The following is a 15,000-nucleotide window of genomic DNA, read 5'->3' as shown; positions in this document are numbered from 1 at the left end:
GATTACGCTTAGATAACCGACTGATAATTCAGGGTTTGGTGAGGTTTATTACTCCATAAATCAAAGCCATCCAATAGCCAGTTTAGTTCCTGAGTCGTCAGGGTAATAACATCAGACGCTTGTTTATTTGGCCACTTAAACCGTTCTTTATCTAAGCGTTTATACCAGAGACAAAAACCATTGCGCTCCCAATACAGTACCTTGATTTTATCACGCTGACGGTTACAGAAAGCGAATAGCGCTTTCTCGAAAGGGTTCAGTTCCATCTCCGCTTCGACCAAGATGGCCAAGCCGTTAATCGATTTTCGGAAGTCTACAGGAGCTTTATGCAAGTAGACGGTAATCGATAAGTCATCAGGCCTCATCATGACAACGGACCACCCGTCGTCATTTGTAAGCGGAACTTACCCCAGGCAACGGACAAAGAGAAAGCGACAGGGTGCACCCTAACCGTCGTCGTTTTTTGTGGTGGTTTAACGGTGGCTTTTGCAAAAGCCGTTGTAGATTCCGTTTGGAGAAAACCTTTGCGGCGAAGTTCGTGTTTATAGCTGTAAAGCTGTGATACTTTCAGGTCATGTTGATCACAGTAAGCGGGAGCGGTTAGCTTCTTCTGCTCGCACTGCTGTATGTGGTTGAGCCAGTAGGCTTGTTTTTTTGTGAGTGCTGATTTGCTCATGATTTTGCCTCATAATGAATGAAGCTTGAGCGTATTTGAATAACTTCGCAGATGTTAGGTGGGGATTATTGAGCGCTTACCTATTAATGATATATATGTACATCCTGATGCCCAAGATTGGTTTTTAAAGACAGTACAAGATGTAGTTAATAAATTCGGTCTTTCAATCAGTGTTAAAAGAGGTTTATGTGGCAACCAATTCTAACCAAGCAATCTTGCGGCGTTAGTTGGTTGCCCCATAGATTAAATGAACCTTCAGCAACCATCTTTAATACTCAACCACAATTATTAATCTGCAGATAAAGAAAAAGCCTCCTGTGTGGAGGCTTTTAATAAACTAATTAAATCCCTTAATATTGGAGTCTGATGCCTTCGCTTCAATCTCCTTCCAAGAGCGTCTATCATCGACTATCACTTTTATACCGATAACCGTAAATAGAACAAGTAAAGCAATACTAACGATCATTAATGTATTCATCATAATCTCAATTAACAGAACTTATATTCTCTCTCATTGATATACCTTGGACGATCTATTGTCAAGATTCCAAAAGTTGAATTCAGAAAACCCACAAAGATAGAACGCCCCTTACGGGGCTTTCCCCGCAGGTTAGCTATAAGTGAATTGTTGTTTATAATAGGACTCTTGCTGCTAACGCAACGCGACCAACTATACCAACAACCTTAAAAAGGGTATCGAACGCACTTAAAGGGTTCTATTTCCTTTTCGCAAACATCACATTTGCTCTTACTTTTCGAGTTAGAACGTAACTCCCAAGTTTTACCGCAGCATTTATAGCAGTTATCAATCGGGGTGTTACTTTCTTCATCACTGGCAAACTCTTGGAAGGAAACGGGAACGGTCTCATAAAACGAAACCTGTACCTCTTCTCCTTTAATATTTTCAATGAAAACAGAATTAGCAGCTAATTTTGAATTTCTTAGCTTCGCCATATCGAAGGTTTCAGAAATAAGATTACTTTCATCATCAACCCATGACACAACGATATTTCCATTCTCACAAATAGCTGCAGCCCCCCCTAATAGCGGAGAGTGGCCGACAACCATTGTTTTATATTGAAACGCTTCAAGTATTTGTGTTGCTAGTAAATGGTTCATGGTTAAGTTTCCAGTAGTTGAGTTAAGGAAACCTACAAAGACAGAACACCCCTTACGGGGTGCTTTGCCCCGTAGGAGAGTTCTAAGTTAAATTTAGAGTACGCCTCGTTGTGCTAATGAAACGCAACCATTGGTCGCAACAACAATATGATCCAATACCTTAATATCGACTAAAAGTAGAGCCTTCTGTAAACGCAAAGTTATTTTCTTATCGCATTCACTAGGTTCGGGCTCACCAGATGGATGATTATGGTAAATTATTAATGCCGCCGCGTTATGAGTAAGAGATTGTTTAACCACTTCTCGTGGGTACACTGAAGCGCCATCAATAGTGCCTCTGAACAGTTCCTCAGATGCAATCACTCGGTTTTGGTTATTCAAATAAATAATGCCAAATACTTCGTGCTCATGATTTCGATACAGCGCTTCAAGATACTCAAAAGTATCTTTTGGGCTTTGTATCTTTGAACCCTTCGATAGTTTGTTTCTAGCCAGTTGACGGGCCATTTTAAGAATGTCGTCTGCAGTAACACTACTATCGACAATGTATGTTCCAGCTTCTTCACCGGCTTTAAACTTATGATATTTCATGAGTTGTCTCGTTAAGTTAGGAGACATACTCCACCCATAAGGGGAAAGTAAATCCCCATTTGGGCTGAGTAAAGTAATTAAGCTTGTTTCAATTGCACAAAATCCACCGCTTGATCTATAAGATCAAACCCTCTTGGATCTCGTATCAACTGATCAGCCCAATCGACACCCTTCTTATCTGTATCAAGAATGGGTATTGGTGGAAGCAGGTTTATTACCCGAATACCTTGAGCCTTTAAGTTGGCCTCCAAGATCAGCGCTGAGTTCTCGCCTGCCGGTTTTTTTCCTGCTTTACTTCTGTCCTTATCTACAAAGTTGATCACTGTATGAATTCCCGGAGGAGCTATAAACGAATGCAAATTTGTATTAGATAAGTTGGGCCATATAGGGAGCTGTTTAGCCTGGTGTACTGCCAATGCAGTTTCCAGTCCCTCACAGACACCCAAGTAGCCATTTTTTGGTTCGAATAAACGAAGCTGGCGACCTTTACTGTCTTTTAAGACAGGCGGGGTTACCTTTCGTGCTTTGTTCTTCTCACCAAGATTCACTTTCACGCCTGATTTTGTTAAAAACGTTCGGTGAATAGAGACAGGATTGCCTTCATTATTTCGCACTAAGCAAAGCACAGCGCCAAACGTCCCAAGGCTATTTCCATTAGTGTCCTTATAGTTAAGGTTTGGGTGAAACCGTATATCACTTGCGGTTAATGCTGCTTGTGAAATACGGCGATACCCAAAATAAGCTCTTGCGGGATATGACATTTGGTGCTCCAGAGATAATGATTCTCCCCAGATACGGTTTAGCCACTTCCTTAGGTTAGCTTCATCAACTACTTTGACTTTTGGTATATGGATAACCGGTTGGGACTGGATAGGCGCTCCATTCATCCAACCTTCTAATTCATCAAATGCTTGTGTAAATGACCAATTGTTTACCCACATAAGCATATCAATCCCTTCAGGAATGATTCGCTCAGATTGTTTTACCCCACCACCGGTTTCATTTGCATCGTTGAACAACCTGAAACCATCTGTTCCACCATCAATAGGGCAAGGTACATTTTGTCCTAGCTTTTTAACGGCGTGCCTTAATCCAGGAGCGAGAACGGCAAAAGCATTAAGCCAATAGCCGCTCATTTTTTCTTTTAGTTGTGTTGAGTTTCTTTTTCTCATTACTTTTCTCCTAACTGATAGATTCACTTATTTACTTAGTTTCACTATCAGCACAGTGAAATAACAAAAGGCGACTAGCCTATTGGCAGCTAATGCACGGAGTGGACCACTCGCTTAAACGGTACCCAAGAATTTTCAACAAACTGAAAAGACAGCTCTGTTACAAACTCTTTGGTATATACCGTCATATGACGAATTTTGGTTCCGTGTGCATTTACTTGATGAGTTAAAGCTTTGGGTTGAGCAGGCATGATGATTTCCTTCCGTATAGACAGGGATACATCAAGCCCATAGGGACAAGATGTATGTCCCAGTTTGGGTGAAGTTAGCTTAATAATTTACGTCTGTAATACCGTAAACCTTCAAGCACTTTGTCAGGATCTGCGTTCCATTCGCGGCAACATGCAGCAAACGAAAATGGCAACTCTCGATCTTCTGACAAAATCCATTCCCAGGCTTCATCAGATGGTTTTCTCTTATTGCCTCCTCTGCTTAATCCAAACGCAGACTTCGCAGTTTCAACAATAAGATTTTCTTTTAATAGAAGTATTTCTTCTTCAGTAAGAATGTTTCCAATATCACTATCAGGGTCAGTTGAGCCTTCAAAATCGTTGGTAGCATCCAGCATAGGCAGTTGTTGCTTCATGATGTTTCTCCCAGTATGAGAGACACACCCCACCCTTGCAGGGAGATGTATCCCCACAGAGCGGTGAGCGAAGCCAGTTAGTTCAGTTCTAAAAAATTACCCGCTATCTTGAACAAAGCGCTTTGAAGCTCGCTTATGTTTTGAATAGTGGACCAGTTTTCAAAAAACCGACTAACAGCAGTTGTGGCGATACCTATTGCATAGGTATCGATATGGCCATCGATAAGACTGTTCAAATAATGAACTCCTTGAGCATTATTTGGAGCACCATCAGTAATGATGATCAAAACCTTACGTTGACGAGGACTAGCAGATAACTCTCTAGCGGCATACAGCATGGCTTCAGCCAGCGGCGTGCCTCCGTGTGAGGTAACTGCAAATCGTCCTAAGTTAGCCCTGACGGGCTGACCACGGTGAACCATTGGGCTGACTGCTCCGTTAACTCCCGGAAACATCGATACTGCAATGTCGCATTTAGGAATAGACGATATAGCCAGAGCTAAAGACACTGTCGCGTGATTAGCAATATCCTGAGTTGCATCCATAGAACCACTGGTATCCAGCAATACATGAACCGCAGTTTCAGGCTTTTTTAGTTCCTCACGTTTAATAAATACCCGTGAATCACCAGTTGCCAATCTGCTCAGACGCTTTCCAGACACCCGATTACCCCTTGTATGGAGCCATTCTTTTTGGCGGCTTTGAGCTTGAAGTAGGCCAAGTAAGCGAGACCGTAGAGCTGACGAGGCAAGTATTCCTGTCGCCAAACTACTGGTATCACCATTTGAGCCCATAAGATCGCCAACGCTTGATGTATTAATATCAAAACGCTGACCGTTGTTATCTTCTATAGCTTGCTGACTCAACTCACCTTTTAGGTTACTAATGGCATCTTCCGGCAGATTAGTCTCATTACTGACTTTCTCATGCAAAGAAGCGCCTTTATCACCTAAACCTGCATCGCTGCCTTGACTGCCCGTTTGGCTGTCGTTGGTGGACGATTGCTGATCCGTTGAACGTGAATCATCAGCCGGGGAACCTCCCTGGCTACTAACCTGGTTACTATCATCACCAGCATCTCTGCTAGACGAAGAACCTTCTTGACCCTGATTGACCTGCTCATCATTTGATGAACCAGCTTGATCAGTTTGTGACTGTGAAGAACCTTTAGCATCCTGACCAGTTCCATCACCATTCTGACTTTGCTCATCTTGAGACTGAGCGTTGTCATCCTGTTGTTGGTTTTGATCATTTAGCTCTTGTTGACGCTGTTCTTCTTCTGCCTCTTCTAGAGCCTTCATAATAGCTCTAGCTAATAGCAGACAATCATCGCTGCAGGAAAGGTTGTTCATATGTTTTGCTAGGAGCCCATCCAAACGGATGAAGAAGCCAAGCGGAAACGTCTGTTCAACTACCTGTAAACTCGATTTAGCCAATGGTTTTGAGGAATCTTGATCCAGTATTTCTGCACGTAATCGATGCAAAAGGTATTGGTGCAATTGAGATGCCTCATTATCTTCAGGTGTTGCGGGGAGGCTCATGCCCTGCTCCACAACATAAGTCGCCACAGCATTCAACGTGAATTGAGTGCCAGGAAACTCTTCCTGAATAAGTTGTTCAATCCTTATATCCTCAATGATATTGAGAAAAGATTTTTCTAACGGGCTCTTACATTTTTTAATAGTGTCAAAGCACGAATTTTTTACATGCGAAGCTTCATGAGCCAGATACCCAAAAAGGACATCCTTTAGTTCACTCATTGATTTCAACATTGGCAGAACAATGGTTTCACCGTCGGTATAAGCGTCAGAACCCGAAAGCACGACTTTTACACCAAATTGCTCGCCATAAGCAGCGGCAACAATAGGTAGTGCTCTTTCCAGAGCGGTTTGTATGTTAGACATACATTTCTCCCTAGAAGTAAGCGCCAGCTGAAGCAATAGAACTCATTGCAGCCGCAGGCTTAGTTGTTGATAAGTCACTTCCTACCGCGTCCTGTGATGGGGCTGGAGGCTGTGAACTTTGGATCAGTTTCGCCACTGATAATTGTCCATCAATAATACGTTCAAGCTTTTCGCTATCCGCACACATTGAAAGAAACAGCACTGTCTGGCTATGACTTGGGTGGTCCTGATCGATGCGTTCTAGCGGTACTGAATTGTGCAGTGCACGAAATTCATTCAGTACTTTTAAAATGCGACCATTTCCGAAGGACAAGGTGTCCAGTTTCTTGATGAGAGGTTCAACCTGCTCTTTGAGTTTCTTACCACTTATGGCTGTTTTACGATCCAGTAGGCGATTAGACATCTCTTTGCAGGTCATTCCAATTTCATGCAAGACTTGATTAGCAACGTCATCTGCATCAGGTTCAAAACCTTCAACAGGTTGCATTTTGTATAGCGTAAAAGAAAAGTCGAACGATTTTTCAACCGCTTCACGATCAGGAACTTGGTCACGGATAATATGAGCAAACTCGACATTATCCGATAGCCAATCTTCTTTGTTCCGGTCAAAATCAGACAAGAAATCTGCCAATGCCAACCGGAACTTTTCTTTAATGCTATCTAGTTTTATAACGATCTCATCAACATCTTCGTCTGGAATGGCATAGCCACCCATGAAACGCGTACCAATTGATAAACACGCTCTTTCTGCCGCTTTACGTTCTCTTGCTAATGGATCAAACGCCTTTGGTGGAAAGATTTTCTTTCTGCCTAAATCAAGCAGTTTTTGAGGTGGTAATTCGCCATTTAAGCCCAGTTTAATATCATGATCACGTGAGGCTTTTTTCTCCCCTGACCAGCAACGGATTTTTAAATGGACGAGTGTGGTTCCATGGATGAATTCCATGTGTATCTCCTAGTTAAGTTGAGATGGTGCGTAGAGTTAGCCTTATTAAAAAGACGTTATTGAGTGTGCCTGCCTGAAATCGACGGACGAGATAGAGAAACGAACCCAAACGGGTTGATTCATTTAGTTTTATACCGGTGGGGCGAAGAGTTTCCTGTCTGAAATCGACAAGAGGTATAGATAAACAAGCTAAGCCTGCTTAGGTTAAACGAAATTAAGTCAGTCCTAATTTCACTCTGGTATACAAGAAAGACAGAAAGTCGGTGAATATGAGGGAGCCACATAGTTACAAACGCTACAGCACTCCTCCAACCCGTATTCACTATCTTTTGCCCATAAGACCGTTTTACGTTGGGTCAATAGCATGTCCTTAATACCGTTACGATTTGCATACAATCCACTAGTATCGGAATAGTTCATGACCTCATCCTTCAAGGCATCTTGCATTGCTTCGTCAATAGATTCGTTTAGAAATCCGACGATAAGATTATTTTCTTTATCCAGGTCAACTCGAATAAGTCCAACACTTTTGTAAGGGTCAATGTCAGACAATGAAACCCATACTTCAAAGGTTACAGAAGTATCTTCAGGGTCGATTCCGAAGGTTCTCTTGCCAAAAGAAAAGTTCATAAGGTTGTCCTAAGTATTTATAAGGAAAACCGACCCGAAAGGGTTGATTTCCCTTTGGGTTAAGTTTCTTGTCTAGGATCGACAAGAAATTAGATAAACAGGCAGAAGCCCATTAAGGTCGTATTACCCGTGATAAGGGCAAATATGGCTAGTTGGGTCTTGGCAATATCCACATCCATTTCTAGAGATGCGAATCATTCCTTCGTTGTACCCGTCATCCCACGGTTTAACAAACTCTGGGTAGTGGAATAAAAACACTCCATACTTTTTAGTTTTATCCATTAGACAAGCATCTAACCCTGCGTTGAAGACTTCATCATAAGCATCCAGATACAAATCACTTACTCGTTCTTTATCGCCCAAGCTTCGATTAACCTCAACTTGTATAAGTAGTTCTCCTACTCGTTGAATCAATGACAACATAATATTGCTCCCTGGTTGTCTTGTTCGTTGGTATAGAAAAGAAAGAAAAACTCTCTTAAATGCGCTAAAAAAATGCGGCCTTTGTTTCTATCTGCAGAACAGACAAATCAATTGGTGCATTAATACAGCCCATGGCTATTGCTAGTTGTTTAATTGTTTTAATGGATGAATAGTGCTCCATGCCTACAGGTTTTGCAGTGGGAAGAATGAACATCTCATCATCAAATCCAAGCTCATTAAACAATTGTCTACAACTATCTGTAATATAATCACCTAGATCTTCAAAACGATCAGGCAACATATTGTTATTGTCGTCGGCAATTTGAACTAACCCACCACTATGAAAAAGATGTTCGACCTTTTCCTGAAAGTAGCGGCGAAGCGCGAAAAGCAAAAGAACACCCAGAGGGCCTTCTTTATATTCTGCACATCCATTCGAATTACCAAACTGCAACAACTTATAAACTGGGGTCGCCTGAAGGTACTCAGACTGCCTTTTATCATAAGCTGCAAGATTACTTACTGTGGATTTCAAAAAATCACTCATATCAGCTAGGCTGACTTGATCATGAATTCGATACCACAGAGAGGTAGGAAGAGAATCGGTGGTTTCAGTTTCCTGATGAATAGAGATCATTCTGCAAGTTTCTGCATCTATGGTTCTATCCTTCAGTCGTACATACCCACTATTCAGCTTTTCGTTTATACGAGCCACTCGATCAGGACTAATTGACACGGAATCATGGCGAAGCTTGCTGCCATTTCTTCCATACCAAACAGTGTATTCCCCTGATTGATTTATCGTTGAGTCAATTGCCCAGACTTTATCAGAGCGATCATCTGCAAAGTGAAAAACAGCTATGTCATTACTCATGCTGCATCCTTTTGAGTCCAGTTTTCACCAAACACATCTTTAGCAATTTGCTCAATGGCAATCTTTTGCTCGGGTTCAGCCTTTGCAAGCAAGGACTGATTCAAAGCATACGAAAGCGCATTAGGCGCATTGCGAAACACCAGTGTTAACTTAGCCCAGCGACACAAAGCCCTTGTAGACATTGTAATCGTTAGAGGCGTTGCCACTTCCTCACCACCAATGAAAAGGTTGCGTATTTTATTTGCAACTTTGATCATATTCTTTCGAATTTCTTCTGGTAGGTCAGGTGTTTTCTTTTCGAGAATTGCCATTTCAATATCCTCAGTGGGGTATTGAACTTCAACGACTCTAAAGCGATCCATAAAAGCGATATCCAATTGGTTAACGCCTTGGTATAGCCCAGTACTGTCTCCAGAACCTAAGCTATTTCCTGTTGCTATGAATCGGAAGTTCTCATGTGCGCGTATAACCTCTCCACCATTAGTTGCAATAACTAAAGGATGTCCTTCAAGAACATCATGCAAACCAGCAAGCTGACCAGGATCAGTGCGGTCAATCTCATTCAAAATGAAAAGGTGACCTTCACGCATAGCAATAGCTAATGGGCCGTGTAGAAATTCCATAACACCATTAACGAGCTTCCAGGTACCCATTAGGTCATCAAACTCCAGACGACTATGCGCCGTAAGAGATTGAATGGGCCAGCTGAGCCTTGCGGCTACTTGGTAAGGAAGGGTTGTTTTACCAGCACCGTAGTGACCAGCAAAGAACAGTCCATCTTCATCTGGATCATCCAGAAAAGACAAAATGTCGCGTAGAGTCTCTCTTCTAAAAATATACCCCTCATTTATTTTTGGTACATGAGGATTATTAGTATCAGAGAAACCAGTAGTGATTACCTCTACAGGTACATCAAGGTTGAAAATAGTGCGTACAGCAAGAGCTTGGTCGCGTTTGAACATAGTTATATTCCATTGAGTTGAGTTATCGTCAACCAATAGATACATCAATCACCCAGTAGGTGATGATGACCTACTGGCATGACATTATTTTTTTAGTTTAGATATACAGCCGCAGCCGTTGTGTCCGTTTCAATATCTAGGATGGACACTTATTTTGTCGCACTAAGTACGAGCAAAAATTCTTTTACTTAATCTTGCTTTCATCACCTCATCTATAGCGACTCCAGCTGAGTCGTTATAGATGAGGTGAGTACAATTATTGCACTCACCTCAATCATATTTATTACAAATATCGTTTGTTTTTCATGGCACCGGTATTTATCCCGTTTCCGCGAATTTGAAACCGTTTTCAGTGTTGTAGATTTCTTCTACGATCTCGTGTTTGCATACAATCATTTTAAAGTCAGGGTAAACACAAATTCCATAATTCAGTGTGCGAACCACTGTCATTTTACAGCCACTTCGTTTAGCCAGTTTGTCTGCGTCGTCAATAGCAGCTGATATTGCGGCATTAACTTGCGAATCAGCCGGTAAATGTATTTCTCTTTGGTAAGCCATAGCGCTTCTCCACAATAAGTTAACTGGATTTGAAGCTCACAGGCTCCCCTAAACACTCTCATATGACATAAAGCATTTAGGGGAAGCCTGTGAGCCCGCCTCCAGTTGGAGAGCGCGCTACACGTAGACTTCTTTATTTTTTGTTAAACCTGTACTTTTAAAAGTAAGCGGCTTTCACTGAGGTAATAACTTCTCCCTCTTCACGGTTAACAAGCTCATCAGAAGACCTAGTAAACCTGGTTTCTTCACGAGATAACTTCCTATAGCTTTCAAGTTCATCAGATAAATCCTGACCCGGAAACTTGTCTTTAAGAAACTCTTTGTAATCAATACCTCCTTGCTTTGTAAATCTGGAAACTTTCACACCACCAATGTCGGCCTGATAATATGGCCCCATTAACTGGATAATTTCTTTTTGTAGAGGTTCCTGCGCCTGTTGCAGCGCAATAAGTTCAGCTTTCAACGTATTGATGCGATGATTGTTCATACACCATGCTCCAACCTTGGTCTCCCATATAAAGCAAGTCTCACCCTTTTCGGGTATAAACCAGTCTCTTTCTGGGTCAAGTGCCGGCGGCTTCTTTTTAACAACCATCTGCCAAAAGATTTTAGCTTCATTAATGATGTGTTCTGCATATTCATTCGTAAGCGTTACGGTGAAATCCAGATCTTTGCCATCTTCTTTATAGAAAATAAGCTGGCCTTCTCGTTTGCCGGCAACAACACATTGAGCATGAACTTGCGCTTCATACATTTTGTAAGTGCTGGCGTTGACACCTTCTTGTTCTAAAGTTTCGTAGGTTGAATCGGCGGGGGCTTTAAATTCATACGGTTTGAGGGCAGTATCTAAACCATCAAAACTCGCACGAAGAATAGGCCATTCACCAAATTCACCACATATAGGCAGTAGAATGTCACCATAGCGGTCTTCCGCTAACAGGCGAATATCATCCTCCAGTCTATTTCCTCTTATAACATTCGGGTTTTTTGATATATCAGGCGCATTAATGCGACCAACTTTCTCTGCCCAAAGCTGCCATCGAGTCTTATGAGGGCTTAATCCTAGAATGATGATGATGTCTGTAGCGGTAATGCCACCAGACCTCCATTTCAGCCATTCATCAGTCCCTTGAGAAAGATTTACTACAATCATCTTAGCTGGCATAAAATCCTCCCTAAGAAAAAAATAACACCAGCCCAATGGGATGATATTATTCCCTTCGGGTTTGGTTATAGCGAAATAAAGTTAAGAATTAGGCATGATTTCAGCTACAACAGAGTTGTCATATTGACCTTGATCTGTTGCTGCCCTACCTATCTCATTTAACGCGTATGAAAGATCACTGAGGTTTGTTAGCCTGGATCTAGCGAGTTCTTTGGACGCTTCATAAGCACCCGTATCGATCGCTCGTACAACCAGTTGGTTCACGAAAGATACGACTTTAGTTGAAACATCTTCAGGTCTTGGTGGTTCAGGTAATGACACAACAGTGGAAACCGATTCTTTAATGCTAGACAGTCCTTCTTCATTATCTTCATTAAGAATTCGAACGGCTTCAGCCATTCGATAGTTAGAACTGGGCCACCATTTGTAAGCACGTTTTACGATACTTTTAAGTTGCATCTGGTCTTCCCACTCTACCCAGGGGCCAGATTTCTTTTTGAACGCTTCAGATGAATTTCTGATTTTGTCCATGTCAGCTTTCGACATAGCTTCAACCAAGAATCCGCCACTGGCTAATTCAGCAATACAATACCCGCCTCTAAGCTCACCACGATTTGATTCAAACGGATCGTAGTTATGAGTCGGTTTTTCTGCTGGACCGTGGTAAGTAAAGCTATCTTGAGCATAAACTAACTCTGCTTTTGCCCAACGAATTGCCCCACTTTCAACACCAAGTTTAATTAAACCTCGATATGAAATATCGACAATTATTTTCCCCTTGCGAGGAATAAGATACGCCAGCCCACTACTTGGATGTAACGAAAGTCCAATTGCGGCTACGTTATACAATGCCAATTTAAGTGAGGTTGGGTCTTTCTTTGCGGTTTGAAGAAGATAGTCATTGTTCTTCATTAGCTGGGTCGCAAAGATCTGCTCTTGAGAAAAGTCTAACGTATTGAATTCTTTAAACTTAGACTCAGACGTTGAAATTGCTGTTTTCCAGTCCATCGTCGCTACTGCTTGAGTAGACGTCATAGATTGCTCCAGTTGCTAGTTGAGTATATGGGGTATAAGCTCCCCATAGAGGTTGAGATATATGCAAAGCAAAGATTACATCGTTGATAACAACGGAAATTTTCGATTTACAAAAGTGGGCCTTGAAAGTCAGGAACCATTACTCGCAAAGGCGGGTATTGAAGCCAGGTCAATCAAAACTTATGCGCAGTACATCAAGGCAAGAGAGGCAGCAAGCCCTTATTTTCTTGAGTATTTGCGCGAAGAAGCCGACAAACATTTGAGAGATAAGCCGAACACATTGGAATGGCAGGCATTACAATCAATCATTTGTGGTTCAGAGGATGAAACTAATTTGTTACTTGAAAAGTTGAGAAAGAAGAAGACAATTTTTAGCGTTGTCCAGCCTCCTCACGAGCATTAATTTCCTCAATGATTTTGGTACGAAACCATTTCGATGAGGCTAGCTGCTCTTTACAGGATAGTAGATTGTTATAGGCGCCTAATGAATCAAGCATGCTTTTTAATTGCTTGGTAGTTGCCGTTTCCAACCAGTAGTACACTTCTTTTCTTGCGAATCCCATATTCATTTACCTTAGAAAATGATGAGACTCGCCCTTGATGGGTAAAGTCCCATCGGGGTTATTGGTTAAGCCGTTCTAGAAATCTATATCATCATTAAAAGCACGCCCTAATGCTTGTTGCGGTGGGTGTGATTGATGCTGCTGATATTGATTGTCGCTTTGTTTAATTTAGCCAATATGGCCAATTAATATAGCCTTTTGATACGCGATGTATCGCCTATTTATTTTGTTGAGAGGGATATTCAATCAGAACAGGCGAGCGCCTATGGGGATTGATTATCTTTTGGTTAACATCCCGTAATAATTCTTCAGGGGAGGTATTGAGCTCCGTAATAATCACATCACCATCTCTATTCAATTTATGACCTATTTTTTTGGTCATACCGAGTAGAAAGCCGAGGCATATTACAAGTAGGTTTAAGCTTAGTTTAAGCGTTTTTTTAAGGATAGCAGGGCCATACCTTAGTGTAGCTCCCACTGATTTATCGCCGAAGGCGAAACCGTATTCAAAAACCTTAGCAAGCAACGATGTGAAAAAGAAACAAATGAGAGCACCCAAAAAAAGACTGAAAAAAGTCATTAGATTGCTCCTTTAGTGTTCGTGCTAGACAGGTGATAACCGTTAACCGTATCAAATACAATACCGGTAATATCATTTCTAACCTGAGCTGAATATTCGGAAAGAATCAGAACATTCTTAGCACGGGTAATACAGACTATGAATTTCCCCAAATGGGATTTTTCTACTGATTTATTAACAGCCTCTTGAATATTATTCTTTCGGTTGTTAAGTGCTACGTGAGCAATAAAATCAAACATTATTGATTCTCCATGTTTTGATTTGTAGGTTGAGTTATAGCCAAACACAGTAGTGTCCATTCCCGTTTCATGGCTAATTGAGGGAACTTATCAAGTGTTATTGCAAATGCAGCAACATACGAGATTTGAGGAATTTCGAACAAACAAAAGCAACCCTTATCACATAGGATAGGATCAAAAGATTGATCTATAGTTCGAAACGATTGAGCGCGAAACTAGATAGTTATGCTGCTCTAAGGGGGTTTCAGAAATGTAAAAACATATCTTGAGGCATAAGTTAACGATGCTCTAAATGGATTAGAGCATACGGATTAACTTAAAGAGCCAATATTAATGGCTGTTAAGATGGTTCTTATTCTTAATATTTCGAATAAGTTTTTTTTCTGCTCTAGTATCAAACCATGCAAAAGCGAGTATGGTTGCCACTAACAGAAATGTGAAAATAGCTATTTGTTCAATCATCATATTACTCATGGTAATTATCTCCTTTTATTCTGTACCTATGTGATCAAAAAATCAACACAGGTAAGTTTAAGGTGCACTACCAAGCTTTTTCTCCAGCAATTTCACCATACTTTCGTAGTGAGCGACTTTGCTTTCAACGACGAGTTGAGCAATGCATGAAGCAGTAATCATGCTCAATGCAATAGCTATATTAATTGGCTCTTTTTCAAAAACATTCCATAAGGTTACCCCGGTAGGAACAGACAAGTAGCCAAGGCACAGTCTTTTAGCAATACGCCAAACCCCTAAGGATTTGTACGCACGCATATAGATTATTTCTAGATCATCGAACATAGTTGTATCTCCTATTGTTTCGAAATTGGTTGAGTTTTAGCCAAACACCGCAGTGTCCATTCCCGTTTCATGGCTAATTGAGGGAACTAATCAAGTGCTACTGCAAATGCAATAACAAC

Annotated in this window: 22 protein-coding genes; 1 reads left to right on the top strand and 21 read right to left on the bottom strand. The window is 41.3% G+C overall.

The features are described from left to right. Positions 1-8 precede the first annotated feature (8 nt). The 17 genes from tnpB to NKI27_RS05770 all read right to left on the bottom strand — a co-directional run bounded on the left by tnpB (position 9) and on the right by NKI27_RS05770 (position 12,701). A complete protein-coding gene (tnpB, locus tag NKI27_RS05850; protein ID WP_265048694.1) occupies positions 9-368 on the bottom strand; it encodes an IS66 family insertion sequence element accessory protein TnpB in 360 nt (119 codons plus the stop codon). Beyond that, complete coding sequence (gene tnpA, locus NKI27_RS05845; protein ID WP_265048695.1) at positions 365-676, bottom strand: IS66 family insertion sequence element accessory protein TnpA; 312 nt, start codon at positions 674-676, stop codon at positions 365-367. Before tnpA ends, tnpB begins: the two co-directional genes overlap by 4 nt. 337 nt (positions 677-1,013) lie before the next feature. Further along, entirely contained in the window at positions 1,014-1,157 is a 144-nt protein-coding gene (locus NKI27_RS05840) for a hypothetical protein (protein ID WP_265048750.1), read from the bottom strand. Between the two features lie 203 nt (positions 1,158-1,360). Further along, complete coding sequence (locus NKI27_RS05835) at positions 1,361-1,795, bottom strand: hypothetical protein (RefSeq protein ID WP_265048749.1); 435 nt, start codon at positions 1,793-1,795, stop codon at positions 1,361-1,363. Between the two features lie 93 nt (positions 1,796-1,888). Next, complete coding sequence (locus NKI27_RS05830) at positions 1,889-2,386, bottom strand: JAB domain-containing protein (protein WP_265048748.1); 498 nt, start codon at positions 2,384-2,386, stop codon at positions 1,889-1,891. A gap of 77 nt (positions 2,387-2,463) precedes the next feature. Continuing rightward, positions 2,464-3,558, bottom strand: coding sequence for a DUF7146 domain-containing protein (locus NKI27_RS05825; RefSeq protein WP_265048747.1), 1,095 nt, complete (start codon positions 3,556-3,558; stop codon positions 2,464-2,466). Positions 3,559-3,647: 89 nt separating this feature from the next. Continuing rightward, complete coding sequence (locus NKI27_RS05820; protein WP_265048746.1) at positions 3,648-3,809, bottom strand: hypothetical protein; 162 nt, start codon at positions 3,807-3,809, stop codon at positions 3,648-3,650. Positions 3,810-3,883: 74 nt separating this feature from the next. Further along, on the bottom strand, positions 3,884-4,204 hold the full coding sequence (locus NKI27_RS05815; RefSeq protein ID WP_265048745.1) for a hypothetical protein: 321 nt from the start codon (positions 4,202-4,204) through the stop codon (positions 3,884-3,886). Between the two features lie 77 nt (positions 4,205-4,281). Next, positions 4,282-6,108 (bottom strand): VWA domain-containing protein, encoded by a 1,827-nt coding sequence (locus NKI27_RS05810; protein WP_265048744.1) that lies wholly within the window; start codon positions 6,106-6,108, stop codon positions 4,282-4,284. A gap of 10 nt (positions 6,109-6,118) precedes the next feature. Further along, positions 6,119-7,054, bottom strand: coding sequence for a DUF3150 domain-containing protein (locus NKI27_RS05805; RefSeq protein ID WP_265048743.1), 936 nt, complete (start codon positions 7,052-7,054; stop codon positions 6,119-6,121). A gap of 231 nt (positions 7,055-7,285) precedes the next feature. Beyond that, on the bottom strand, positions 7,286-7,684 hold the full coding sequence (locus tag NKI27_RS05800; protein ID WP_265048742.1) for a hypothetical protein: 399 nt from the start codon (positions 7,682-7,684) through the stop codon (positions 7,286-7,288). A gap of 123 nt (positions 7,685-7,807) precedes the next feature. Next, the gene (locus tag NKI27_RS05795; protein WP_265048741.1) at positions 7,808-8,107 is read right to left on the bottom strand and encodes a hypothetical protein; all 300 of its coding nucleotides are present in this window, start codon (positions 8,105-8,107) and stop codon (positions 7,808-7,810) included. A 64-nt stretch (positions 8,108-8,171) separates the two neighbouring features. Continuing rightward, entirely contained in the window at positions 8,172-8,981 is an 810-nt protein-coding gene (locus NKI27_RS05790) for a hypothetical protein (protein ID WP_265048740.1), read from the bottom strand. Then, on the bottom strand, positions 8,978-9,943 hold the full coding sequence (locus NKI27_RS05785) for a CbbQ/NirQ/NorQ/GpvN family protein (RefSeq protein ID WP_265048739.1): 966 nt from the start codon (positions 9,941-9,943) through the stop codon (positions 8,978-8,980). Before NKI27_RS05785 ends, NKI27_RS05790 begins: the two co-directional genes overlap by 4 nt. A 318-nt stretch (positions 9,944-10,261) precedes the next feature. Beyond that, on the bottom strand, positions 10,262-10,501 hold the full coding sequence (locus tag NKI27_RS05780; protein ID WP_265048738.1) for a hypothetical protein: 240 nt from the start codon (positions 10,499-10,501) through the stop codon (positions 10,262-10,264). Between the two features lie 157 nt (positions 10,502-10,658). After that, entirely contained in the window at positions 10,659-11,666 is a 1,008-nt protein-coding gene (locus NKI27_RS05775) for a lambda-exonuclease family protein (RefSeq protein WP_265048737.1), read from the bottom strand. 81 nt (positions 11,667-11,747) lie between these two features. Then, complete coding sequence (locus tag NKI27_RS05770; RefSeq protein WP_265048736.1) at positions 11,748-12,701, bottom strand: recombinase RecT; 954 nt, start codon at positions 12,699-12,701, stop codon at positions 11,748-11,750. 61 nt (positions 12,702-12,762) lie between these two features. Here NKI27_RS05770 and NKI27_RS05765 point away from each other — a divergent pair, with 61 nt between their 5' ends. Further along, the gene (locus NKI27_RS05765) at positions 12,763-13,104 is read left to right on the top strand and encodes a hypothetical protein (RefSeq protein WP_265048735.1); all 342 of its coding nucleotides are present in this window, start codon (positions 12,763-12,765) and stop codon (positions 13,102-13,104) included. Positions 13,105-13,481: 377 nt separating this feature from the next. Here the strand turns inward: NKI27_RS05765 and NKI27_RS05760 are convergent, their stop codons facing one another. The 4 genes from NKI27_RS05760 to NKI27_RS05745 all read right to left on the bottom strand — a co-directional run bounded on the left by NKI27_RS05760 (position 13,482) and on the right by NKI27_RS05745 (position 14,881). After that, on the bottom strand, positions 13,482-13,844 hold the full coding sequence (locus tag NKI27_RS05760) for a hypothetical protein (RefSeq protein WP_265048734.1): 363 nt from the start codon (positions 13,842-13,844) through the stop codon (positions 13,482-13,484). Beyond that, positions 13,844-14,143 (bottom strand): hypothetical protein, encoded by a 300-nt coding sequence (locus tag NKI27_RS05755; RefSeq protein WP_265048733.1) that lies wholly within the window; start codon positions 14,141-14,143, stop codon positions 13,844-13,846. The genes NKI27_RS05760 and NKI27_RS05755 overlap by 1 nt, the downstream gene beginning before the upstream one ends. A 270-nt stretch (positions 14,144-14,413) precedes the next feature. Next, positions 14,414-14,557: a hypothetical protein gene (locus NKI27_RS05750; protein ID WP_265048732.1), complete on the bottom strand. Its 144-nt coding sequence runs from the start codon at positions 14,555-14,557 to the stop codon at positions 14,414-14,416. Between the two features lie 57 nt (positions 14,558-14,614). Continuing rightward, positions 14,615-14,881 carry a hypothetical protein gene (locus NKI27_RS05745; protein WP_265048731.1) on the bottom strand — a complete coding sequence of 89 codons (267 nt, stop codon included), beginning with the start codon at positions 14,879-14,881 and terminating at the stop codon, positions 14,615-14,617. Between the last annotated feature and the right edge of the window lie 119 nt (positions 14,882-15,000).

Source organism: Alkalimarinus alittae, assembly GCF_026016465.1.
In the GTDB taxonomy this organism is placed as follows: Bacteria; Pseudomonadota; Gammaproteobacteria; order Pseudomonadales; family Oleiphilaceae; genus Alkalimarinus; species Alkalimarinus alittae.
Note: the sequence above shows the minus strand (reverse complement) of the source record. Positions and strands in the feature narration are given on the sequence as shown.